The organism is Psychrobacter sp. UBA6291 (assembly GCF_002439405.1).
In the GTDB taxonomy this organism is placed as follows: Bacteria; Pseudomonadota; Gammaproteobacteria; order Pseudomonadales; family Moraxellaceae; genus Psychrobacter; species Psychrobacter faecalis.
The window spans coordinates 36920-62026 of sequence record NZ_DJUD01000022.1; the positions used below are offsets into that span (position 1 = coordinate 36920).

Annotated in this window: 22 protein-coding genes; 12 read left to right on the forward strand and 10 right to left on the reverse strand. The window is 43.4% G+C overall.

The window, feature by feature from the left end; genetic code table 11:
• Positions 1-112 precede the first annotated feature (112 nt).
• Positions 113-2404, forward strand: coding sequence for a cation:proton antiporter (locus B3R91_RS02805; protein WP_286796413.1), 2292 nt, complete (start codon positions 113-115; stop codon positions 2402-2404).
• A 101-nt stretch (positions 2405-2505) separates the two neighbouring features.
• On the opposite strand, the gene tmk is transcribed toward B3R91_RS02805, so the two are convergent.
• Positions 2506-3222, reverse strand: a complete 717-nt coding sequence (gene tmk, locus B3R91_RS02810; protein WP_286796414.1) for a dTMP kinase — start codon at positions 3220-3222, stop codon at positions 2506-2508.
• A 106-nt stretch (positions 3223-3328) separates the two neighbouring features.
• Positions 3329-4615 (reverse strand): endolytic transglycosylase MltG, encoded by a 1287-nt coding sequence (gene mltG / locus B3R91_RS02815; protein WP_286796415.1) that lies wholly within the window; start codon positions 4613-4615, stop codon positions 3329-3331.
• A gap of 171 nt (positions 4616-4786) precedes the next feature.
• On the opposite strand from mltG, the gene B3R91_RS02820 reads away from it, so the two are divergent.
• The gene (locus B3R91_RS02820; RefSeq protein WP_286796416.1) at positions 4787-5551 is read left to right on the forward strand and encodes a DpnI domain-containing protein; all 765 of its coding nucleotides are present in this window, start codon (positions 4787-4789) and stop codon (positions 5549-5551) included.
• Between the two features lie 2 nt (positions 5552-5553).
• Here the strand turns inward: B3R91_RS02820 and B3R91_RS02825 are convergent, their stop codons facing one another.
• Positions 5554-6042: a hypothetical protein gene (locus B3R91_RS02825; protein WP_286796417.1), complete on the reverse strand. Its 489-nt coding sequence runs from the start codon at positions 6040-6042 to the stop codon at positions 5554-5556.
• A gap of 155 nt (positions 6043-6197) precedes the next feature.
• Between B3R91_RS02825 and B3R91_RS02830 the strand changes: the two genes are divergently transcribed.
• On the forward strand, positions 6198-6386 hold the full coding sequence (locus tag B3R91_RS02830) for a DpnD/PcfM family protein (protein WP_286796418.1): 189 nt from the start codon (positions 6198-6200) through the stop codon (positions 6384-6386).
• Between the two features lie 6 nt (positions 6387-6392).
• Here the strand turns inward: B3R91_RS02830 and B3R91_RS02835 are convergent, their stop codons facing one another.
• Positions 6393-7343, reverse strand: a complete 951-nt coding sequence (locus B3R91_RS02835; protein ID WP_286796419.1) for an aminotransferase class IV — start codon at positions 7341-7343, stop codon at positions 6393-6395.
• A gap of 15 nt (positions 7344-7358) precedes the next feature.
• On the reverse strand, positions 7359-8048 hold the full coding sequence (locus tag B3R91_RS02840) for a hypothetical protein (RefSeq protein WP_323807200.1): 690 nt from the start codon (positions 8046-8048) through the stop codon (positions 7359-7361).
• A 514-nt stretch (positions 8049-8562) separates the two neighbouring features.
• Between B3R91_RS02840 and aroE the strand changes: the two genes are divergently transcribed.
• Positions 8563-9414, forward strand: a complete 852-nt coding sequence (gene aroE / locus B3R91_RS02845; RefSeq protein ID WP_286796420.1) for a shikimate dehydrogenase — start codon at positions 8563-8565, stop codon at positions 9412-9414.
• Positions 9415-9495: 81 nt separating this feature from the next.
• On the opposite strand, the gene B3R91_RS02850 is transcribed toward aroE, so the two are convergent.
• Positions 9496-10647: an FUSC family protein gene (locus tag B3R91_RS02850; RefSeq protein ID WP_286796421.1), complete on the reverse strand. Its 1152-nt coding sequence runs from the start codon at positions 10645-10647 to the stop codon at positions 9496-9498.
• Between the two features lie 469 nt (positions 10648-11116).
• Between B3R91_RS02850 and B3R91_RS02855 the strand changes: the two genes are divergently transcribed.
• The gene (locus tag B3R91_RS02855) at positions 11117-12937 is read left to right on the forward strand and encodes an acyl-CoA dehydrogenase C-terminal domain-containing protein (protein WP_068407742.1); all 1821 of its coding nucleotides are present in this window, start codon (positions 11117-11119) and stop codon (positions 12935-12937) included.
• A 169-nt stretch (positions 12938-13106) separates the two neighbouring features.
• A complete protein-coding gene (locus tag B3R91_RS02860; protein WP_286796422.1) occupies positions 13107-13586 on the forward strand; it encodes a hypothetical protein in 480 nt (159 codons plus the stop codon).
• A 50-nt stretch (positions 13587-13636) separates the two neighbouring features.
• Here the strand turns inward: B3R91_RS02860 and B3R91_RS02865 are convergent, their stop codons facing one another.
• The gene (locus B3R91_RS02865) at positions 13637-14008 is read right to left on the reverse strand and encodes a 5-carboxymethyl-2-hydroxymuconate Delta-isomerase (RefSeq protein WP_286796423.1); all 372 of its coding nucleotides are present in this window, start codon (positions 14006-14008) and stop codon (positions 13637-13639) included.
• Between the two features lie 111 nt (positions 14009-14119).
• Complete coding sequence (ybaK, locus tag B3R91_RS02870) at positions 14120-14608, reverse strand: Cys-tRNA(Pro) deacylase (RefSeq protein WP_144296799.1); 489 nt, start codon at positions 14606-14608, stop codon at positions 14120-14122.
• A gap of 293 nt (positions 14609-14901) precedes the next feature.
• Between ybaK and plsB the strand changes: the two genes are divergently transcribed.
• Positions 14902-17721, forward strand: a complete 2820-nt coding sequence (gene plsB / locus B3R91_RS02875; protein WP_286796424.1) for a glycerol-3-phosphate 1-O-acyltransferase PlsB — start codon at positions 14902-14904, stop codon at positions 17719-17721.
• A 101-nt stretch (positions 17722-17822) separates the two neighbouring features.
• Here plsB and ettA read toward each other — a convergent pair whose 3' ends face one another.
• The gene (gene ettA / locus B3R91_RS02880; RefSeq protein ID WP_198327959.1) at positions 17823-19484 is read right to left on the reverse strand and encodes an energy-dependent translational throttle protein EttA; all 1662 of its coding nucleotides are present in this window, start codon (positions 19482-19484) and stop codon (positions 17823-17825) included.
• Between the two features lie 493 nt (positions 19485-19977).
• Here ettA and B3R91_RS02885 point away from each other — a divergent pair, with 493 nt between their 5' ends.
• A complete protein-coding gene (locus tag B3R91_RS02885) occupies positions 19978-20268 on the forward strand; it encodes a GNAT family N-acetyltransferase (protein ID WP_286796425.1) in 291 nt (96 codons plus the stop codon).
• A gap of 294 nt (positions 20269-20562) precedes the next feature.
• A complete protein-coding gene (locus B3R91_RS02890) occupies positions 20563-20856 on the forward strand; it encodes a 4a-hydroxytetrahydrobiopterin dehydratase (protein ID WP_068407727.1) in 294 nt (97 codons plus the stop codon).
• Between the two features lie 132 nt (positions 20857-20988).
• Here the strand turns inward: B3R91_RS02890 and B3R91_RS02895 are convergent, their stop codons facing one another.
• The gene (locus B3R91_RS02895) at positions 20989-21144 is read right to left on the reverse strand and encodes a DUF1328 domain-containing protein (protein ID WP_068407724.1); all 156 of its coding nucleotides are present in this window, start codon (positions 21142-21144) and stop codon (positions 20989-20991) included.
• Between the two features lie 446 nt (positions 21145-21590).
• Between B3R91_RS02895 and B3R91_RS02900 the strand changes: the two genes are divergently transcribed.
• The 3 genes from B3R91_RS02900 to B3R91_RS02910 all read left to right on the forward strand — a co-directional run bounded on the left by B3R91_RS02900 (position 21591) and on the right by B3R91_RS02910 (position 25034).
• Positions 21591-22904, forward strand: a complete 1314-nt coding sequence (locus B3R91_RS02900) for a saccharopine dehydrogenase family protein (RefSeq protein ID WP_286796426.1) — start codon at positions 21591-21593, stop codon at positions 22902-22904.
• Between the two features lie 357 nt (positions 22905-23261).
• Positions 23262-24107, forward strand: coding sequence for a hypothetical protein (locus B3R91_RS02905; protein WP_286796427.1), 846 nt, complete (start codon positions 23262-23264; stop codon positions 24105-24107).
• Between the two features lie 444 nt (positions 24108-24551).
• A complete protein-coding gene (locus tag B3R91_RS02910; RefSeq protein WP_286796428.1) occupies positions 24552-25034 on the forward strand; it encodes a hypothetical protein in 483 nt (160 codons plus the stop codon).
• Positions 25035-25107 lie beyond the last annotated feature (73 nt).

Below are 25107 nucleotides of genomic sequence, written 5' to 3' on the forward strand. Positions count from 1 at the left end.
TCAGATATTGCAACACTATATTTAGACGACGTTTGCTGCGGCTTACGCTAGCAGCGCTGGTAGTGCGCCTGAATAGATATAAAATATGACAAGATTATAAAAGGATTAATTTATGGATACCGCCTTATTGTTATCCGGCGTGGTTGGGCTTGGTATTGCCGCCCAATGGTTGGCTTGGTATTTAAAGCAACCATCCATTTTGTTTTTATTACTGATTGGTATTATTGTTGGCCCGATATTGGGCGCTTTTGACCCAGACTTGGTGCTCGGCGAGCTGATGTTCCCCTTTATCTCATTGGGCGTGGCGATTATTTTATTTGAAGGCTCGCTGACTTTAGAGTTTGATGAGATTAAGCAGCACGGCTCTGTGGTACAGATGCTGGTGTCGGTCGGTGTCCTTATTACCATTGTCATTGTGGCGCTATCGACTTACCTGTTGTTTGATGTCGACCCTTTGATTGCTTTGCTATTTGGCGCGCTGGTTTGTGTGACTGGTCCTACCGTCATTATGCCGTTACTGCGTAGCGTACGTCCGAATAAAACTATTTCTAATATTTTGAAATGGGAAGGTATCATCATTGACCCTATCGGCGCGATTGCAGTGGTTTTGGTCTATGAATATATCATTTCAGGCGGCGAAGCCAGTAGTATCTTACTGTTTGCCAAAATTGTAGTATTGGCAGTGGCCATGGGCTTAGCGGGCGCGTGGTTATTGGCGTTTTTAATGCGCCGCCATATGATTCCTGAGTTTTTACGTAATGTCTTTACCTTAGCTTTTGTACTGCTCCTGTTTTCTATCTCCAACCATTTAGAGCACGAGTCCGGCTTATTAACGGTCACCGTCCTTGGCGTGGCGCTGGCTAACTGGCCAAAATTTCCACGTGAGACGATTTTAGAGTTTAATGAATCGCTGACCATTTTATTGGTATCGGTATTATTTATCATTCTTGCGGCTCGCGTTGAGCTTGCAAGCTTGCTTAGCGTTGGTTTTGCAGGCTTGGTGTTGCTCGCGATTGTGATGTTTGTCGCGCGTCCTTTGTCTGTTTGGGCATCGTCTATCGGCTCCAATCTAAAAACCAATGAAAAGCTAATGATTAGTTGGATTGGGCCGCGCGGTATCGTTGCCGCCGCTATCTCGTCGCTTTTTGCCATTCGCTTGCAAGAGTATGATATTCAAGGCGTTGGGCTGCTCGTACCTTTGGTTTTCCTCGTCATTATCGGCACAGTAATGATTCAAGGTTTGGGCGCCAAAATGGTTGGTAATTTCTTGGGCGTCCGTGAGCCTGAAACCAACGGTATCTTAGTCGTTGGCTCCAACCCTATCGCTTTATTGGTAGCGACGTCTTTAAAAGACCAAGGTTTTGATGTCATCGTCGCCCATAATAACTATACTAATATCGCCAAAGCTCGTATGAGTGGTTTGCGTACTTACTTTGGCAATCCTATCTCTGACCATGCCGGCCATCACTTAGACCTTATCGGTATTGGGCGTCTGTTTGCCATGAGTACCGATAGAGAAATGAATACCTTGTCTGAAATTCATTACCGTCATGAGTTTGGCGAGCGTAAAATCTATCGCCTCAAATTCAGTGATGAAAAGGTCAAAAGTGAGCGCGATGATAAGCAGGGCAACTTCCATTCGCAGTGGTTGTTTGGTAAAGATGTGACTTATGCCAAGCTTGCCAGTATGCTGTCGAAAAAAGCGCGTATCAAAATCACCAACATCACCGACAGCTATAGCTTTGAGCAATATAAGGCCGATAATAAGCAATTCGTGCCGCTTTATACCGTCGATAAAGAAGGTAAACTGCACGTGATTACCGATAATTTCGATGGGGTGGTGCCGCGTGATCGTAAGCTGATTTCATTGGTCGTCGATGATGAAGTGCAACCAAAAGCGGTCGATGTAACGGCAAAACAAGAGCAGGCACGCGCGGCGGCAGATGCCAGCTTTGAGTCCAGCTCGAAAGCGCCTGAAAAGCGTAAAGAAATAGAGCTTACCGATGATAGTAATGACACTGCTATGCCAGAGGCAGTATTAACCACTGCTAAAGAAGTTAATGTAGCAGAAGTCTTCGAGTCAGAAAAGGTACAAGACAAACAAGCCAATAGCGTTATTGATACGCCTAATAAAACTCATGTATCAAGCACGACGGTTAAGAAAGATAACGTGCAAACAACAGAGTCTGATGCTACTGCTCCTAATAGTTCTACCAATGCTATAAATAAAGGTGTCATGTCGGATAATTCGTCCGCAACTTCAAAAACCAAAACCTCTAGTAATACCAACGGTAATGGCAGCGCACCAAAAACTAAAAAAGGCACGCTTGACCCCAATCGTTTGCCGGATTCTAGCGGTGACAGCCTTGATAACGTTGACAGCATGGATATAGATAAAGAGTAGAGTTATCTTTTTAATATTTTCCATAAACGATAAAAGCCCCAACTGCGCAGTTGGGGCTTTTTTTGGACAATATAAGGTAGAAATGACAGCGTTAAAAAACCTTAGCTTAGCGCAAATTTTTCCTGAACGGTTTGCCAAATACGTTCACTGACTTCCTCAGCGCTACCTGACGCATCAATACGCTGGATACGCTCCGGCTGCTCGCTGGCAAGGACGCTAAAACCTTGATGCACTCGGGTAAAAAACTCCGTCGCTTGCTGCTCAAAACGGTCAGCGGCGCTGCGTTTATTGGCGCGCGCCATGCCTTCTAATACTGGCAAATCTAGCCACAAGGTCAGCTCTGGCAACTCTTTGACAAACTGCTCGACAAGCATAGCAATTTTGGCACGTACAGCATTATCACCATGCGCGCGTCCAAAACCTTGATAGGCAACGGTCGAATCAGTAAAGCGGTCACATATTACCCACGTACCGCGTTGCAGCGCAGGTAAAATAACTTGCTGTAGATGGTCACAGCGCGCCGCAAACATGAGTAGCAGCTCGGTATCATCATTAATTTTGGTATCCGGGTCTAATAAAACAGCACGCAGCTGCTCGGCAAACGGACTACCGCCCGGCTCACGAGTACGCAGATAGTCAATGCCTTTTGCTTGTAGCTGGTTGCAAAGCTGCTCAATAGCGGTGGTTTTGCCAACGCCTTCGGTCCCTTCAAAGCTGATAAAGCGCCCTTGATTGGACGCTGTATTTATATAATGTTTAGGCGAATTTATTTGTGCTGATTTTTCTTGCACTGATTTATCTGGTAGGGATACTGACATGATATGACCTTATGTCATTGATGAGTGTTATGGCGTTATATAGATAGCTATATAACGCCATGACACTCAGTACACGATAGGTTTTTAGAAAAGATAAAGGATTAAATTACGGCGGCGGTGTTTGTGCTTTTTTCTGACGCATGACGCTGAGATATTCTTTGACCGCTTGGTTATGCTCATTTAAGCTATTGGTAAATTTGTGCCCGCCGTTACCGGTCGCCACAAAATATAGTGCTTCGCTATCAGCAGGATGCAAGGTCGCTTCAATCGAGGCCGCAGATGGCAGCGCGATTGGCGTTGGCGGCAAACCATCGATTTGATAGGTGTTATAAGCCGTCTTTTCATCGATATCTTGACGGCGAATATTGCCTTCATAACGGCTGCCCATCCCATAAATAATGGTCGGATCGGTTTGCAAGCGCATATTTTTATTCAAACGATTGCTAAATACCGCCGAGACCAAAGGACGCTCTTCTGCCACGCTGGTTTCTTTTTCGATAATCGATGCCATCACCAGCGCTTCATACGGACTGTCATAAGGCAGAGCAGGGTCGCGATTTTCCCACGCTTTGGTCAATGCTTGCTGCTGACGCTTATACAAATCGGTCAATACCTGCTTATCAGTGCTGCCTTCGCCATAATAATACGTATCAGGCGCAAACCAGCCTTCAAGATTGTGATTGACGATAGGGTCATTACTATTGATCACCGAATCTGGCAAGATGCCAACCAAATCCAACGCCTGTGCGATGCTGGCATTCGTGCTATCCGCCGTCAGTACTTCTTTTTTGATGCCTTTATTATCTCGTAGCGCCTGATATAAATCTTTTGAGGTTTTGCCTTCGATAATCTGTACCTTGACCATCGCCGCTTTTACCCCTTGCCCCAATACTTCTAAGGCTTCAGCAAAGGTAGGGTTTTCTGGTAATTGATAAATACCGGCATGCAATGGGCCATCGATTTGCGTTTTCATATAAAGCTTGGCAATCGTGGCAGAAAACAGCGGTATTTGCTGCTGCCACTGCGGCAATAGCCCATAATACGTCTGACCCGACTCAATCGTCACCATCTGCTGCGGCTGCTCAATACGGCCAAACAGCGTCTGATACACCATCACCAAAAAGAACGCTGCAATCAGCCCAAGCACCAATAACACTTGATAACCACGCTGCATAAAAAACGATGGATTATCAGCTTTATAGTGGCGCGGTTTAGTGCCACCGCTAATGAGTGAGATATCCGTCGCCGGTACTTCCTCTGCGCTAACGTCGTCAATGATAGGTTTTTTGTCCAGCGCTGTCGTCTCGACAGGCTGCTCCAGCGCGTCGTCATGTTCATTTTTTGGCGACTCATCAGGGCGTTTAGGGGGTATTTCAGGTGTTGGCTTGCTCATGGCAACTCGCGAGGCAGAAGTTTGCTAGAATTTAGCACTGAACTGGGCGATTTTCAATGGTATTTGCTTAGCTTATCGATTAACTTACTATTTGCCTTGAGAGTGATGGCTTAATATTCATCCTTTTTTATTGTTATTTCCCAGCTTGCCCATTGGTCACGAAAACTTATTATGAATCTAAATTTCAATCAAAGTCTTGCCAACAACTATCAGTCACCAAGCCAAATCATTAGAGTGCTCAGTGAGGATTGGGTTGCCAAACACGGTTATTGTCCTAATTGTAGTGCTCAGCCATTGAATGAATTTGCTAATAACCAACCTGTCGCTGATTTTTATTGTTCAAACTGCGATGAAGAATATGAATTAAAAAGTAAGAAAGCAAAATTAAGCAACATTATTAATGATGGCGCTTATGATACTATGATTCATCGAATCAATAGCAAGAACAATCCAAGCTTTTTCTTTTTAACCTATTCGCCAGAATACAAAGTTAATAACTTTTTAATCATCCCTAAGCATTTTTTTAAACCCGATATGATTGTTAAACGCAAACCTTTATCTGCAACTGCCAAACGCGCCGGTTGGGTTGGTTGTAATATCGATTTGCGCAAAGTACCCGAATCAGGAAAAGTATTTTTGGTCAAAGACCAGCAAGTCATACCACGCAAAAGTGTCACCGAGCAATTTCAAAAAACCTTGTTTTTACGTAAGCAAACTATCGCTTCACGTGGTTGGACACTAGACGTTTGGCAATGTATCGATAGGCTAGAAGACAGCTTTTCTCTCAATCAAGTTTATGCGTTTGCCGACTTATTAAAACTCAAACATCCCGAAAATAACCATGTTAAAGATAAAATCCGTCAGCAATTACAAGTATTACGTGATAGAGGTATTATTGAGTTTGTTCGGCGTGGTCATTATCGAAAATTATACTAAGTTTAATTATCATCCCAAAGTGGCAAATAGGCGCTTGATACTAGAATCTCATAAAATCTATGAGGAACATAGTCTTTCTCTAACTCGCCTTGTAGTAAAAATAAAGAATTTAAATCATCTTTAAAGCAATTGCTGACTTTATTCTTTACATACCTATTCCAGTCTATTAGCAATCCTAATGGTGTACGAGCAGGTCTAGTAAAAGGCTGACCTTTGACGGTAATCTGGCACATTGGATAATCACTATTTATGGGAATATCGAAATCATATTTAATGCCCTCATCTGATATATATGAATATTCAAACACACTGCCATAAGCGACATACCTCTTACTTTTCGTACAATATATGACACTAAATGCTAGTTGCGATTTAGTATTCATATAGACATTTTCATGAGGGTATTGTTTGGCTTTAAGACAAATTTCACTAAATATCATTAATCGACGTAATTGTAGTGGGATTCGTTTATTTTCATAAATTGAACGCATACGATTTTATCCTTTAAAAAATAGGATCATTGATCGATTTTCCTTATCGCACAAGACTACGTAACAAAAGACGATCACTTCTTTTTGAGCGCCTTTGCTAACCTAGTAAATATACATCTTAGAGAAATTTTGATAAGCAGGTATTGGGAAGGGTGATGATGAAAAACGATAAGAATATGGAAAAAGTCTTTCAGATAGAGATTGTCGAGACGTTAAGTAACATCATAGAGATTAGCGCAGAGAACGAGCAAGAAGCACTATTAAAAGCGCAAGATATGTATAAAAAAGAGGAAGTTATTTTGTACGCAGATGATTGTATTGATACCAAGTTTAATATTCTTTAAATACAGTTAAATCGCTTCAAAACTCACCACTTCACCCGACAATAACCTCAGACTACTCATGGGCATAATACCGCGCAGCGCATTACAAAAGAATAACTGGCTTAAATGGGGTAAATCCTCATCTTGTAACGACCTGATGATAACGGGGTTATTGCTAGTCGATAATGTATCGATAATCACTTGCCGCATCACGCCAGCAACGCCCGATTGCGCCATCGACGGCGTATACCATTGACCTTGGGTTAAATAGTTGCTGCTGTTATTTTGAGAGTGTGGACGATTGAACGATTTTGCGACTGGCGCTTCTACTAATTGATAAAACACATTACTCATCGTGCCCTCAACCCACTGCCCGCTCATATCGCGTAGCAGACCTTCGGCGATGCTTGGCTTGATAGTGCCTGCCAATGTCTTAGCTTTGATAGCTTGCAGCTCGCCACTTGCCAGCACATTATCGAGGCGATTTAAGCTTTTAAGTCCAGCAAGCGTTGGCGGCAAACAAGCAATTTGAGAGGATAAGCAAATGGCGCTCGCGGTAGGTTGTAGCGGGAGGAATTGATTATTAGCGAGTGGCAGCGATCGTGCGGTAGTAATGGCCATCGGTGAGGATTTAAGCCAAATCTCGCACGCACTGCCGCCACCAGTATTTGGTGTATAACCATAACCACGGACTTCTTGCTCGGCGCGCGTGATTATAAGTTTTAGCATACCTTGCTGTAATTGCTTGGCATGTGTTTTTAACGCCGTTAATAATGAAAAACTGTCCAGCTGAAGTTGCAAGGCTACCGCATGCGAGACAAGGCGCTGCTGATGATAGTCCAACCACAGTATCTGCCCATCGATGACGCCCATAGTGGTAAAAAAACCATCACCGTATGCCAACCCGCGATTGTCTAACGATACCGTGGTCTGTGTAGCATTTGACGGATGCAAACATATCCAGCTATTGGGCGACATTCAGGCCAGCCCCGCTTATTTATCAGCAGTTTGAGCAGCAGATTTATTAATCACTAGCATACAGCTATAAAACTCGCATTTTGCCAGCTCTACTTTTTGACCGCCGATGGTTTTATTTTTGGCGATTTGACCGCCGAGCATATCAGCGACCAGCTTGCCGCCTTCATCGCCCATTAATTGACGCGCCAGCTGATAAGCTTTTTTGGCATGGTTTTGACTGATTTCTTTTTCTTTATCAGAGTCGGTTGGATTGGCAAAATACCAGCCAAGCTCGAGGTATTTTTCAGAATCAATCAGGTCCAAATACGGCGCATCATCCTGCATAAAGCGATATTTGGACGCCGGATTACTGGCATAGTCCAAGCTATTTTCGTCGGTGCTGACCACCTTACCAAAGGCTGATTGTATCTTTTTAAGCTCATCGATACTTAAGGAGGTTACTTTGGCAGTGCCCCACGAGGCGATATCGTATTTTACTGGCGTCCCTTGCGCAGCTGTTGCGCCATCAAGATCAGCGTTGGCATTGGGGTTTTCTGCCTTGGAGGTCTCAGCGGCGGTCTGCTCGCTATTATCAGCGCCTGCTTCTTTGGCCGCAGTATCACTCTCTGTATTGCTATTACAGGCGCTCAAAGACACGCCAACTGCCATTATCGTACTGACCATCAAGGTCTGTAGGCTTTTATTCCACATGGGCAATGTACTCACACTTTTAAAGGGATCCAAAAACGATATTAACGAGCGGGGTTTGCTGCCGCTGATAACGAAAAATGTCTGTTAAACTTTTATAGTTATATAATTTATTGGTTATAGGCTTTGGTAGCAGTCAAATTGTTAAATACTGCCTTTTAATCATCGTAAAATGCAAGGCCGACTAAAATCTTCATGCTTCCTAGTTTACCCAACTGCTTAACACTTGACTAGCTTTTACCTTACACTTACCGCTCCGGCAGAGTACAGATTTGTTAAAGACCTCACGAGATAAAGGCATGATTTATTTGGCTAATGAGCAGCTCCGTTTTTAGCCCTTTTATTGACTTAGCATAATTGGCTTAGCTTAGTTGGTTTAGTATAGGTTTGTGAAAGTTAACGTTATCCCCTATGATAAGTAGCAATTATTAAATGACATTGCATAAGATAATTAAACGGCCACTTTTTTATTGATAACTTCTCACCTGTTGATTTTGCCTATATTTCACCCTTTACAAGCAGCGGACCCTTTATGACCCAGCATTTTATCGTTATAGGCAATCCGATTGCCCACAGCAAATCCCCTGAAATCCATACGCAGTTCGCTGTGCAGACAGGCTTAGAGATTAGCTATCAGCGCCAGTATTGCCCTGATGATGTAGCCAGCTTTACTGCGGTGATTGAGGCATTTTTTCAGGGCGGCGGCGTTGGTGCTAACGTGACTGTGCCCTTTAAGCAAGTAGCTTATCAGTGCTGCGCGGCGCGTGGCGGCTTGTCTGAACACGCTAAGGTTGCAGGCGCTGTCAATACTTTGTTGATCAATAAAACATTGTTAAAAAATGGCACACCGATAGCCGAGGCGATATATGGCGATAATACCGATGGCCAAGGGTTGGTCAATCACATGACAAGTTTAGATTGGCCGCTAAAGGGCGCGCGCGTGGCGATTATCGGCGCAGGCGGCGCGGCGCGCGGGGTGATATTGCCATTGATTGAAGCGGGTATCAGCGAGCTTACCCTTGCCAATCGTACATTAAATAAAGCGACAAATTTAGTTACTGATCTAAACGCTGCAAGTGAGACAATTGCTAAGCAGCAGATTAAAACCTGTAGCACTGAAACGCTAAGCGGTGAGTTTGATATCATTATCAATGCTACCTCGATTGGGTTATCGGGCGATACGCTGCCGCTTAGCGACCAACTAGACGGCCATTATGCTTACGATATGATGTATGGACGTGAGCTGCCGTTTTTGCAGCATTTTACCAAGCGCGGCGCACAAACGTCAGACGGTTATGGCATGCTTATCGGGCAGGCAGCGTTAAGTTTTGAGCGTTGGACAGAACATAAAGTCGATGTTGCGCAAGTCATCGACAGTTTATAAGTACATTGAATGAACAGCTTAAACCGCGACTAAAAAAGCCATATGAATAGAAATCATACAGCTTTTTATCTGCTAAAAAATTTAGCTAAAACGCGCTAGCAGCCAATTCTCCATCCGGCGCAGCGGCACGCGTAAATCGGTCGAATGCATAACCACCCCGCCGCTTAGCCCCACCACGCAGCCAATCATGGTATCAAACAAACGCGCTAAAATGACCTCTTGATAAGCTTGCTTAGTAAACGGCAACCCACTGCCATATTCGGCAATAAATATCGTCAGCGGCGTGATAAATATCACCGCCAAGCCATAATGGCGGTCGACCAAGGTTTCGATACACAGCATTAAGCTTAATATCGCCAGTGCCACACCCCATATCGGCAAACCCCACGCCAGCATCCATCCCGCCAGCCCAACGCCAACCATGGTGCCAAGCAAACGATGGATTTGCTTAATCCACATGGTACGCAAATGAATACCTTGGATAATCAAAAAACAGCTGACTGCTGCCCAATAGGGATTTGATAAATTTAAGCTCAGCGCGATGACTAAGGATAGACTGACAAAACCGGCGACAATCACACTCTCCGTAATGGTATCGGGCTCATAGCTATAGGTCGGGGTCGGTGTCGCTGGGCGCGTCGCTAATAGAAACAGCGAATATAGCAGCGCCATCACCAAAGCAAAACCACTACCGAGCATCACCAAACCCGTGGCTGGCATGGCATCTTCTAAAGGCAGGGGGATAAATAGCGCAATCGCCCCCGCCATCATCACAAACAAACCTGCGGGCGGCGGCTGGCGATAATAGCGCCCAAAAATTACAATACCAAACGCCATCAAGGTAAATATCGGCAATTTTAATGGCGGAATTTGCTGCGCTATCAGGCCCAGCGCAAAACACAGCGACATGGCAAACCCCCACGCCATCACCGTCACCAAACGAAACGGCAGCTTACCTGCTAACGGGGTATTTAAAATAACCATCGCCCCTAGTGACGCTTTAATACCAGACGGCAGAGCATCAAAATACGCCCCAACAAATACCGGAAAGCTAATGGTAATTGCAGCGATAATCGGCATGTGCCACGGTCGCTTGCTACGGTTGACGGTTAATAAATGGTTGAGTTCACCATCGATAAGTTTTTTTAACCGCGCAACTACTGCCATTAGCCAAAATACGGGCGTCGTTTTGTGCTGTGTTTGGTATGCTAAATTGCGCTTTGGTGCGCTCATAAATTGTGTTCCTTTATTCTGTTTGGGCACGCAACTCATACACTTAACGGTTGTTTTGCGTCTATCCCGCTGTCTATAATAAAACTTACGCTGCAACCTGTACTAAAACTATGGTTGTTTATAAAACTGGACTTATTGATGCCTGTTTATAAATAAATAACCATTTATATTTATAACTTAAATTTTTATGTTTTTTAATATATTATGAATATTAGTTATCGGTTGTATATTTGTGGCTATAGAAGATTTATACTGACCTCAATGCTACGACAGCTGTTTTTTATCAAGGATGCCTTAACGGTTATCAAAATGGACAAGCTGTTCTTAATAAACTTAGATGACGACCTGTGATACTGTCTGCCTTTATCCCAGATAATTAAACTCCCGTTTACATGAACCATAGCTCAATTGATGAGCCGACAGTCTATGCTAACGAACTATGCTAATGAAATAATCAAAGAGAGCGACTATGTTAACTTACAAAGCACCTTTGCGTGATATCAAGTTTTTGATAAATGATGTTTTTGACTATCAAACGCATTATAAAAGCCTAGACAATGGCGAAAACGCCGATCCTGAAACCGTCGATATGATTTTGCAAGGCTTTGCTGACTTTGCTGAGAATGTCTTAGCGCCTTTGTACCAGCCAGCGGATGAAGAAGGCTGTCATTTTGAAAATGGTGTGGTCACTACGCCTAAAGGTTTTAAAGAAGCTTATGACCAGTTCGTCGAAGGCGGCTGGCAAGGTATTTCGTACCCTGAAGAGTACGGCGGTATGAACTTACCGATGTCAATCAACCTTATTAAGTCTGAAATGATGGGTACGGCTAACTGGCCTTGGGCGATGTATCCTGGCCTATCAACTGGTTGTATCAACACCTTACTACAGTACGGTACCGACGAGCAAAAAGCGATTTATTTACCTAAATTGGTTGAAGGTACGTGGTCGGGCACCATGTGTTTGACTGAGCCGCAGTGTGGTACTGACTTGGGTCAGGTTAAATCAAAAGCCATCCCGCAAGATGACGGTACTTATAAAATCAGCGGTACCAAGATTTTTATCTCAAGTGGCGAGCATGACTTAACCGACAATATCGTCCATATCGTTTTAGCTCGTCTACCAAATGCGCCAGAAGGCACACGCGGTATCTCATTGTTCATCGTACCAAAATTCTTGCCAAATGCTGAAGGTGAATCTGGCGAGCGTAATGGCGTGGTTTGTGGCTCTATCGAGCACAAAATGGGTATCAGCTCATCGTCAACTTGTGTTTTAAACTTCGATGACGCAGTTGGTTACTTAATTGGTGAACCAAATAAAGGCTTGAAAGCGATGTTCACCTTTATGAACACTGCTCGTATCGGTACTGGTATTCAAGGTTTGGCGCACACTGAATTGTCTTTCCAAAACGCCCTACCATACGCTAAAGACCGTCGCTCTATGCGTACCCTATCAGGCACGAAAGACCCTGAAAAAGTGGCTGATGCGATTATTCATCATGCCGACGTACGCCGTATGCTATTGACCCAAAAAGCCTTTGCTGAAGGCGGTCGCTCAATGATTTATCACTCAGCGCGCTATGCCGACAAAATGTCTCAAGGCGTTGCCAATGGTGATGACGCTGAGTTTGAAAAATGGGATGACAAATTGGGCTTTTATACGCCTATCCTAAAAGGCTTTTTAACGGAGCTTGGTATTGAAGCGGCCAAACACGGTCAGCAAATCTACGGTGGTCACGGCTATATCAAAGAATGGGGCATGGAGCTTATCGCTCGTGATGCACGTATTGCGACGATGTACGAAGGTACCACTGGCGTACAGGCGCTTGACTTACTCGGTCGTAAAGTTATCTTGCAATCTAAAGGTAAAATCATCCGTGATTACACCTCAAGCATTATGAAATGGTGCGGCGAGTATGCGCTTGATAAAGACATGCGTAAATTCGTTTGGGCGCTGACCAAACTATGTGCTGAGTGGAACACCTTGACCGTACGCTTGATGCTGATGGCGCGTAAAGACCGTGAAATCATCTCTGCGGCATCAGATGACTTTTTGATGTACTCAGGCTATGTGATGATGGGTTATCACTGGGCGCGCATGGCGGCGGTCGCTTATGACAAGCTTGAAAACGGTGGCACTGAGTCACCAGAATTCTACAAAGCTAAGATTCAAACGGCTGAATTTTACTTTGATAAAATCTTACCACGTACCTCAGGCCATGCTGAAAGTATGGTTGCTCCAAGCGAGAGCATGACGGCAATGGCAATCGATAACTTTGCTTTCCTAGACTAGGATTAAGATTACTTCACAATCAAGCAAATAATTAACAAGAAAAGCGCCTATTCATTAGGCGCTTTTTTATGTTTAATATAAAGTCAGAGAAGATACTAGAACCATAGTCATCAAGTAATAGACATGCAAATAATAGACAGCTGATAAAATATAATTTGATAAGGAAGCAATGATGTTGTCGATTAATAACAGAACCACTTTATCAGGTACACGAGCGCTAAAAACGCTATTATTGAGTGCCGTATTAATCAGCGTTGGCGCAAATAGTGCGCTGGCTAAAACCAGCGATACCACCATTCATTTTGCCAAAGGCGCTATTAGTAGCGTGGTTACGGGTAAATTAAAACCTAACGAACAGGAGCGCTGGTATCGTTTTAATGCCGCCGCTGCGCAATATGCCATCATTAATATTGCGCCGCTTACTGGCACGTCTGAGACCGCCAATGTCGGCGTCCTACATATGCCAAATGGTAAGTATGATGGCACCAAAGGCGGGATTATTTACCAAGGCTGCCTACCCGCAACTGGCGAATATCGCTTACGTATCGCCCGCAATTTGATGGCGACTCACGGTGAAACCGCTGGTTATAAAGCTGAGGTGATGGTACTGCCTAAGTTTGCCAGTAAGTCGCTATGTGCAGATAAATAGCTGGTCTGTCATTTTTATAAATCACTCTTATAAACAATTGAGCCTAACGTTTAGCTCAGCATTTTTTTATGATAAATCGCGCTGAGCTCTTCGACCTCAACACAGATTTGGATGTCGGCGCGTCCTGATTGCTGTGCATTCAAGCTTTCCTCTATAGCAGCCGTCAATAATCCAGCGAGTTGATGGCGTATGACTTCGTCACGGCCGCTCATAATTTTTAGATGCGCAAAAATAAAGCCATTGCGCTGCTCGTCATCTTCCACGCCAACCAAAAACGTCTCAATCGGTACGATACGGGCTTTTATATCAGCAGGTTTACCAAAGTGTCCACTGTCCCATAGTGCTTGATTTAATGCTTTTAGAAATGATTCTTCATGAGTAATCGTGACGTTTGGCGTCACTTGAATGGTTAAATGCGGCATGGGTAACATCCTTATTTAAAAATAGCAATTCTACTAATAAGCAGCGCAAACACTATTGAGAGCAAATGACAAAGGCGCAGAATAAACGGCGTGTAAAATTCTTCTTGAATACTAATCATCGATGATATCTACAAAGCGCGCGTTAAGCGTGGTCGCTAATTGCTCAGGTGGCAACTCAATCTCTAGACCTCGGCGACCGCCACTCACATAGATAGTCGCTTGCTGTTGCGCGGCGGCATGGATAAGCGTCGGTAGGCGCTTTTTTTGCCCCAATGGGCTAACGCCACCGAGCACATAACCCGTCGACCGTTCGACCAATTTAGGCTCAGCCATTTGTACTTTTTTACAAGCCAGCATTTTATTGCTCGATAAAGCCTTCGCCACTTTTTTAAAATTTAGGGTTTTATCGACCGGCAAAATCGCTACGGCCAGCGCACCTGCGTCGGTTGTCACCACCAAGGTTTTAAACACCCGCTCGGCAGTAATGCCCAGTTTTTCTACTGCTTCTAGTCCGAAAGAGGCGGCGGTGCTGTCGTGAGTATATTCATGCAACTTATAATCAAGGCTTTGCTGTTTGGCAAGTTTGATAGCAGGGGTCATAATATTTTGGCTTAGAATATTGAAGTTAAAAGATAAAATTCCACATAGATTTGAATGTAAGTATTTTGATTTAATGCCATACAGTATTGCGCGAAATCGCAGGCTTTTCTACCTCTTGCTTTAAATAATTTCGCCTTTTAACAGTTGGCTCGTTAAGTATTCTCGGGCATTTAAACCAGTATTCTATGCCGTTATGCTGTTAATATTGGCAGTATATACAGACACTATATATCGCTTTGATGGCTTTTATGGCATCATAAGCTCACCACATTTGACTAATTTTGATACTGATTATGATACCGAAGTTCTTAAAAAAACGGATTTTTAAAGCGCCCGTCGCAACTGATCATACAACCTCGACCCCAGAATTCGAGGCTGAGATGTTGCCGGTTGCGTCAACCCTTTATGCCAATGCGCCGATTAACCAGCTTTATCGCAAACTATCGGGTCAGCTGCTTGATGTGGCTGTGAAGCCAAAGCTTTTGGGTGAGTTGCCAGAATTTGACGATGACGACAATATCCTCAGGTTTTATGTGCTGCAAGATTATTCGCGCTCCAACAGTATTTTGATTGACCTACAAACACAAGAGCACAATCTGCCACCCGCCTTGGTCGGTGTGCAAGATATTACTCATGATATTAAAGAAAATGCCGCCATTATCTTTTTACATCATCCACATGCCAAAGACAGCCAGTTATCACCTCGCCTATCGCGTCTGGTTGCCGCGGTCTTACAACATCCAGAATTACAAGTGCGCTTGGTACCAGTGTCAATTCTATGGGGACGCGCGCCAGAAAAAGAAGACTCGTTATTTAAACTGTTGACCGCCGATAACTGGGAAGATCCTAGCATCACCAAGCAGTTATTTAATATCGGGGTGATGGGGCGTGATACCTTTGTCCAGTTCCATCCGCCACAAGATTTACGCACCCTTATTCATGACAACTTAAAAGGCGATGGCGAAGGATTTTCTGTCTTTGATTCAATAGCGACCGAGTCCACCAACAAAGCCGCCCAAAACGCTACGCCAGTTTCTAACGCTGAAATAGCAAATGGTACTGATATAGTAAATGATGCTGATCTGGTAAATGATATAGCGCCTAGCTTTGCCATGGTTGCGTCAGCCGATGGCAATCGCGAGCTGGTGCGCTCATTACAACAGCAGCTTAATATTTATTTGGACAAACAGCGCGCCAGCATGCTCGGCCCCGACTTATCGGACAGACGTAACTTGGTCGACAAATTGGTTTATTCGCCCGCTATCAAGCATGCAATAGAAGCAGAGGCTGCGGCGTCAGGCACCAGTGTGCGGGAAGCGCGGATGTTAGCCAAGGGCTACGCCAATGAAATGGTCAATGATTACTCACACTCTATCGTGCGCGGTTTTTATAAGTTCCTGACGTGGTTGTGGACGCAGCTTTATGATGGCGTAGAAGTGCATCACTTTGAGCGTGTACGTGAGCTGGCCGCTGATTATGAGCTTATTTATGTGCCTTGTCACCGCAGTCATGTCGACTACTTGCTGCTGTCCTACGTCATTTATATGCGCGGATTAAGCATTCCTTATGTCGCAGCGGGTGATAACTTAGATGTACCAGTATTGGGGCCGTTATTGCGCGGCGCGGTTGCCTTTTACATTCGTCGTAGCTTCCGTGGCAACGCGCTATATACTGCGGTACTGCGTGAATATATGCATACGCTGATTACCCGTAATACCCCGATTGAGTACTTTATCGAAGGCGGACGCTCGCGTTCAGGGCGACTGCTGCCACCGAAAATGGGTATGCTAGCGATGACGGTACATAGCCAGTTACGCCGAACCAATAAACCTGTGGTGTTTATACCGACCTATATCGGTTACGAGCGTATCATGGAGGGTGGCACTTATGTGGGCGAGCTAAAAGGCAAGCCAAAAGAGTCAGAATCGCTAATAGGTCTCCTCAAAGTTGGCCGTAAGATTGAGCGTATCTTTGGTAATGTGCATTTAAGCTTTGGCACGCCGCTGCACCTTAGCGACTTTATGCAAAAATTCGATGTGCCGGCCAACAGCTTACCTGCCGATCGTACCGACACGCCACTCGATGATAAAACCAGCGCCATGGTGGATAATATCGGCGTCAAAGTCATGCAGCATATCAATAAGGCGGCGGTCATCACTCCAGTGTCGCTGTTGTCATTGGTATTATTATCGGCACCAAAGGCGGCGCTTGATGAAGATATTTGCCGTGAGCAAATCGCCCTTTATCAAGGTCTGGCTCAGCATTTGCCCTACTCTGATGATACGATTATCACCGATATGACGCCGCAGCAAATCATCGATTATGGTATTAAGCTAAAACTTATCGAACGCATACCGCATATCTTGGGTGATATTATCCAGGTTGCTGGCAAACAGGCGGCGCTACTAAGCTATTTCCGCAATAATATCCTGCATGTCTTTATTTTATTGTCTTTCTTATCCGCTCTGGTCGCGCGCAACGGTCGCATTGAGCGCAGCCGTCTCAATAGTATCGCCGAGCAGTTATATCCATTCTTACAAAGCGAGCTGTTCCTCTATTATTCAGCGCATGGTCTTCAAGAGACGCTGAATAAAAAAGTCGATAGCCTACTTGCAAGTGGCCTGATTGTAGAATTAAGCGATGGTATGTTGAGCGTCCCTGAGACCAATAGCAAATGCTATCAGCAGCTACAAGTACTGGCGACGCCAGTTGAACAAAGCCTTGAGCGTTACTTTATGACCCTTGCGCTACTCGCTCAGCAAGGCTCAGGCAATCTGACCGAAAACGAAGTTGTTGACCTCTGTCATTTGCTTGGTCAGCGTTTATCAGTACTGTATGCTGACGACATTCCTGACTTCTTTGACCGTGCGCTATTCACCAGCTTTATCGGTGCCTTGATTCGTCTTGATTATCTGCAAAAAGATGAAGAAACTGGCATCTTAATTTTCGATCAGCGTATCGATAATATTGCCCATCATGCAAAATATGTCCTGAGTCCTGATATGATGCAAATCTTGCAGCAAGTGGCGAGCCTCAATGAAGAAGAAATTGCCCACGCCATTACTGAAATTAGCAATAAAAAGCAGCGTAAGTTTGGCCGTAAGCGTTCATAAAGCAACGTAAAAGCTGAACATAAAAAAGACCTCTAATAGATTAGAGGTCTTTTTTTATATCTAAAATTATTGTCCAAAAATACTTATTATAAATAACTATCCTAGGTAGAAATCTTTTTATACTTCATACGTTTAGGACTGGCGTCATCACCCATGGTCTTTTTGCGATAAGTTTCAAACTCAGAATAGTTACCATCGAACCAAATTGGGCCTTCTTCTTCGAATGCCAAAATATGAGTCGCGATACGGTCAAGGAACCAGCGATCATGCGACACCACCATCACCGTACCTGGGAATACTTGAATAGCATCCTCTAGCGCACGTAAGGTTTCGATATCCAAATCGTTTGATGGTTCATCAAGGAGCAAGACGTTAGCGCCCTGTTTTAGTGTCTTAGCAAGTTGCAAGCGGTTACGCTCACCACCTGATAATTGACCGACATGCTTTTGTTGGTCTGAACCTTTAAAGTTAAAGCGGCCGATATAAGCGCGGCTTGGGGTTTCATAGTCGCCTACTTTGATGATATCGAGGCCGTCAGAGACTTCTTCCCAAACAGTCTTTTTGTCATCTAAGTTATCACGTACCTGTCCGACATAAGCGACTTTGACACTTTCACCCAAATCGACTGAGCCGGTATCTGGCGTATCACGCTCGGTAATCATGTTAAATAGCGTGGTTTTACCCGCACCGTTTGGACCGATGATACCAACAATAGCGCCTGCTGGGACGTTAAAGCTTAAGTTTTCATAAAGCAGACGATCACCAAACGATTTAGAGATATCGTTGACTTCGATGACTTTATTACCCAAACGAGGACCCGGTGGAATATAAATCTCAGAGGTCTCATTACGCTGCTGGAACTCTTTTGAGTTCAATTCCTCAAAACGCTGCACGCGTGATTTAGACTTGGCTTGCTGACCTTTTTGGTTTTTACGAATCCACTCAAGCTCTTTTTTCAGCGCTTTAGCAAACGATTCTTCTTGTTTATTTTGCTGCTCTAGACGGACGTTCTTTTGCTCGAGCCACTCCGTATAGTTGCCTTCGTACGGATAGCCATGGCCACGGTCAAGCTCCAAAATCCACTGAGCAACGTTATCCAAGAAATAACGGTCATGGGTAATGGCGACGATGGTACCGCTATAGTTCTGCAAGAATTGCTCAAGCCAAGCAACCGATTCAGCGTCCAAATGGTTGGTCGGTTCGTCAAGTAACAGCATATCAGGACGTGACAACAGCAGACGACATAGTGCCACACGGCGTTTTTCACCACCTGATAGTTTGCTAACGTCCGCATCCCATGGCGGTAGACGCAAAGCATCAGCGGCTTTTTCTAGCTGGGTATTTAAATTATGCGCATCCCATGCTTGAATGATGTCTTCCATTTTGCCTTGTTCTTCGGCAAGCTTATCAAAGTCGGCATCAGGTTCAGCATATTCGGCATAAATGGCATCGAGGCGTGACAGTGCATCTAAAGCTTCACGCATACCATCTTCGACGTTGCCGCGGACATCTTTACTGTCATCAAGCTGTGGTTCTTGCGGTAGGTAGCCAATTTTGGTACCCGTTTGCGCGCGCGCTTCACCGCTAAAATCTTTATCCACGCCCGCCATAATGCGTAGCAAAGTTGATTTACCCGCACCGTTGATACCTAGCACACCAATCTTGGCGCCAGGGAAAAATGACAGGTTGATATTCTTTAAAATTTCACGCTTAGGCGGAACAAGTTTTGACACGTTGTTCATCGTGTAGATATATTGAGCCATTAACACTCCGATAGACTGCATAGACGAGACGTGCAAACCAGACTTAGCAATCATGCCAAACGGGCTGCGCCTCAAAAATCAGGGTTATAAATTGTTTACCATTATCGCATTGTGGCGCAACCCCTGCAAGCTAACGGACTGTTTTACCTGTCTTTATATGCCTTTTAACTTTTTTTGCAGGCTTTTTACGCTTAGCTGTCTGTTTTATTAGCTTTCTCTGCCAATACCTTTATGCGAAATCACGCCTTACGAAGTCATGTCGTGACGTTTGAATTAAAGTAAGGCTATTAACATTCGCCCTATCTAGCCTTACGGTAAATGACTAGAAAATTCATTTAAAAAAGCTCACAATAAGTGCAATGAAATGTTAAAACTGTGCAGATCATGCATATGATAGCTATTTAATAACTAATGCTTAAATAATCAACACTTAAGAATAGCCAGTTTAACAACCGCTAGGAATAATTATAAATATCGATAATGGAGAATTTTTATGAGTAATGACAACAAACAGAATCTAGATATCGTCCACAATGAGCAAGCCAAACGTTTTGAAACGTCAATCAATGGTCATACTGGTTATATCAGCTATCAAGAGCGCGGCGATCAACTGGTATACGACCATACCATCGTGCCACAAGAATTGGGCGGTCGCGGTGTTGGTTCGGCACTGGTTAAGCATGCTTTAAAATATGCGCAGGATAATAACAAAAAAGTGGTTCCACAGTGCTCGTTTGTCGCCTCATATATCGATAAACACCCTGAATATAAAGGGTTGCTTTAAGCTTAATAAAACAAGCCAATGATAGATAAAGCTTTATAGTAGTAACTATATCGTAGTAATTATGCTATAAAAGTCTTATCTTGATTTAAGCGCTAAAACGTACGACTCCCCCCTATTTATCTGACGATAATTATTATATTTTTGCTTGCAATGATGTAATAAAGACCATCAGAATTAGGTGGGTTTTTTGTCCTATGTGCTTTTTGTCATGACATTGGGTAAGAGAAGATATATAAAATGAAATAAAAACCCGCAAACCGATAACCCTCCCTAATAATAATAAAGGATATCACCATGAGTAGTTTATCTAACCAACAAATCGACTTACAATTGGAAGACTTGGCTGGCTGGCGGCGCGACGGCAATAGTATCGTTAAAAGCTATCACTTCAGCGATTTTATTGAAGCGATGAGCTTTATGAATCAAGCCGCTTTTTATGCCGAAGCGCTCGAACATCACCCTGAATGGAGCAATACTTATAACGTTGTTGATGTACGCCTGACCACGCACGATACGGGTGGTATCACAAGCCTAGATATTCGCCTTGCCAAACGTATGGAACATATTATTCAGCCTAAGACTTTCTAGAACCGCATAAGACGTTTGGTACTAAAAGTAATCAAAATAGTCAAATTTTAGCCATAAAAAAAGTCCTCAATCGAGGACTTTTTCTTATTAATCAGTATGAATACTTAAGACCTAAGCAGTCACTGTTCTCTATTACATACGGCGACTAACAAATGCAACAATGAATAGAATCACAGCAATGGCTAGTAGGATATAAGCAAAGTTTGCCGATAAACCAGCGACACCGCCAAAGCCTAGGAAACTTGCAATCAACGCAATTACCGCAAAAATAATGGCCCAACGAAACATAATATTCTCCTCAAATTATGGTTATAAATTAGCTATACAGCTAGCAGTTTTGGTTGTTAATAAACTGTTTATCAATCAACCGTTTTAGCACTGCACTCTTTTCTTCCTGAAAATCTTCTTTTTGTTTTGATACAACTTATTACTGCGTACGAATATAGATTAGCAATGATTTTCTCTAAAGAACGTTCATTTTGGTAATAATGTCGATAGGTTATGTAAACTTTGTAGCAAATCTTACCATTCTTAAGTTTTTTACTTGGCTTTTCAAGACTTATGTGTAGAGATAGTGAATAATTACTTAAATTCGCTTATTTTTATGACAAAATCTGCTATAAACCTAAATCTGCTACTTTCTGCAGATTCCATATCTAATGTCAGTTGCATAATGAACAAAAACAGCTATTTAGCAATTTCACAATAATCGCTATTTAATAAGGAAAATAACTATGAATACGGAAACCTCAAACGATACAGCGACATCAAAACAAACATCAACAAATCAAGAGCCTGCAAACCCTAGTGAGAAGCGTCCTTACGCGGTAGTTTTGTACGGTGCGACCAGCTTTGTAGGTCAGATTACAGCGCACTATCTAACAGAATTTTTATCGAATGCTAAAGATAAAAATGGCGCAAACGTTACTTGGGCGATAGCTGGTCGTGATGAAGAAAAGCTCAATGAGCTACAGTCTAATCTTGCCAGCAAAGTCGATATAATCATTGCCGATAGTAACGATGCTGCTAGCCTCGATAAGATGACCAAGCAAGCCCAAGTTATTATTTCAACCGTTGGCCCTTACCTAAAATATGGGGAACCTTTGATTAAATCTTGCGCCAATCATGGTACCGATTATGTCGATCTGACTGGCGAAGCGATATTTATCAAAGATATGATGGATAAATATCAGGACGCCGCCAAGCAAAGCGGCGCGCGTATCGTCAATTCATGCGGCTTTGACTCTATTCCGTCGGATTTGGGCGTATATTTTACCCAGCAGCAAGCACAAGAAAAATTGGGTAGCACTTGCGATGCGATTCATATGCGCGTCAAAGCGGCAAAAGGCGGTTTATCTGGCGGCACGATTGCGTCGATGGCGACGATTTTTGAAGAAGTTGGTCAAGATAAATCACGCCGTAAGCAAGTAGCAAACCCTTATTTGCTCAACGATGACAAAGATGCACCAAACGTGCGTCAAGATAATGTCAGCAAGCCAGAATACGATGAAGAGCACAAACGCTGGCTGGCACCTTTTGTCATGGCCAGCATCAATACTCGTATTGTGCATCGCAGTAACCAGCTGCTTGGTTATGAATATGGTCGCGACTTTAAGTATGACGAAGCGATGTGGATGAAAGACGGCGTAAAAGGTAAATTATCAAGCTACGCGATGAGCGCAGGCTTAATGGGTTTTGCCACCGCCATGATGATTAAACCAAGTCGCGAGCTGTTATCTAAACATGTGCTGCCTAAATCTGGCTCAGGTCCTTCTAAAGAAGAGCAAGAAAACGGCTACTTCGATATTCGCTTGTTTGGTGAAACTGCTAATAACGACACCATCAAAACCAAAGTGACTGGCGATAAAGACCCTGGTTATGGCAGCACCTCGCGTATGTTGGCGCAAGCAGCTTTATGTCTCGCGCAAGATATTAGTAAAGACGATGTCGGTGGTGGTTTTTGGACACCTGCTTCAGCGATAGGCGATCGCTTAATTGAACGTTTACAAGAACATTCTGGTCTCAGCTTTGAAGTAGTAGAAGATTAATAGCAACCATAGTTAAGATTAAAACGAGTTAATTCTAACTAAGATAGTAATGACCGTTTCTTGGCAACAAGAGGCGGTTTTTTATTACCTATATTATTTACCTCGTTGATCTTCAATTTTTAGACAAATGTTAATAAACGATAAAAGCGTATTTCTTTGGTAAACGATGTTGCCCCTTTGCCCTTTTTCAATACATTAAGCTACACATTTCCAGACTAATGTCACAGCCATATTGCTATAACTCACGTAGGATTGAACAGATTATGGCACGGATTTTATAGACCAAGCCTAAGTTCAATGAACCCAAAGAGACATATTAACAATAACTACATTAATAACAACTAAGAGGGAATGACTATGAAATTAAATCTATTAACAGCCGCAGTTTTGACATCCGGTGTCGCCATGTTTGCCAGTACCGCCAACGCCGGTATGACGACTGATAACCATGGCAACGTTGGTTATGACAGCTACGATGAATGTGTCATGGCGGTCAAAGATGGTTCGGCGAAATTTTATACGCCTTATACTTACCAAAAACCAAAGATGCAGGCAGGCGAAGCATCGATTAAAAAGATGCTTTTGTCTGAAGTCATGATTCCTCAAGCCGTGGTCAATAGTAATAATCTACAAGCCAGTGATTATTCAGCCGGTGCTTGTGATTTGGGCGTTGGACAATCAAACGGTCGTTATGGTGTTTCAGGTCCTTTAGTGGGCAAATACGTGCCTATCGCTGCTGATATGCCCGTCAACGTTTATATGGACAAAGCCGGTAATCCGGTACGACTCAGCATGCAGCAGTGCGACAATCACTTTGGTGCTAAATTCCCTACCCCTGTTGTCAGTGACGCTAAAGAAACTGAAGCGCCAGCTCCAGAACCTCAAGTTGCGATCACTGAAGAGCGCAGTATGGAGCCAGTCGTTGTCGAAACTACCCGCGTTATCCGCCCTGCCAAGTACCGTGTAAAAGAAGTCATCATTGCGCCGGAAGACCAAATTAAACGCGTTAATACCGCAAGCGGTACAGCAATTGCGGTAGAAGATGGAGCTAATCGCGCCGTCATCGTTGGTGAAGAAGCAGATAGTAGCGTCCTTGAAGATACCGAAATCAGCCAAACCTTCCCTGTGATTCGCGTGCCGGACAATAATACCCAGCAACGCGTGGTCAATCCAACAACCGGTAAATATGTGATTGTTGAATAGAATGTTGATAATTGAGTATTAACCATACGGTCTTTAAAATTAGAAAGGAAAGCAAAAAAGACATTTTGCTTTCCTTTTGTCGAGCCTGACAATAACGCTACAATAGTTGCACAAACTCACTTACAAACACCGCTCTGTGAGAGTTTTAATCGATGTGCTAATGAACCCATGCTTATTTAGTTGCTATTCTCCTATTAGATTTTTATCACTGACCCAGTTCAGCTTATAAAACTCTCTAACCAAATCAATCATGATAATCGTTCAATGGTTATCATGATTTTATTTTGTCTATAGGTTTAATGTTAGATATATTAAATATATAAATGCGAAATACTAAATAAATTGGTATAGCAATTTTGTTTTATACAACAATACTCAATATAAGCGTCAAGTTTAAAACCCCTTAAACTGACATTATAAGATTGTAAATTAAGGAATGGATTAATGAAAAAAAGTACTCTATCTTTATCGTTACTTATGGGCGCAGCGCTCACTATCCCAAGTTTGGCTATGGCAGCCCCTACTGATAGCGAAGCAGTAGAAGATGCAGCCACTGCAACCACCCTCGAAGCTGAAGGCACTCCTACAAATGAAGCCGCAACCGATCAATCTAATCCATTTCAATTAAGCGAAACTCAAACGATCAAAAGAGCACAGGTTAATATTCTTGCTAACAAACAGCCAATGACTACTGAGCTACAATCTGAGCAAGCGACAATTCAAAATACCATGCAAGAAGACATGCAGGCGCAACAAGCCGCAATGCAAAATCCAGAAGCTGCAATGCAGCAACAAGCCATACAAGATGATGAAGCAGCGATGCAACAACAAGATTTGCAGCAAGCTATGCTAGATGAGGAAGCAGCTCTACAAGAAGAAGCATCATTAGAGACTGAAGAAGATGACGAGCCGACGCAAGCGCTATAAAACATAAATAGCAAAACCAATTTTAAAGAGAATCCTCCAATATATTCTCAATAAAAAAGGCAGCCATCTGGCT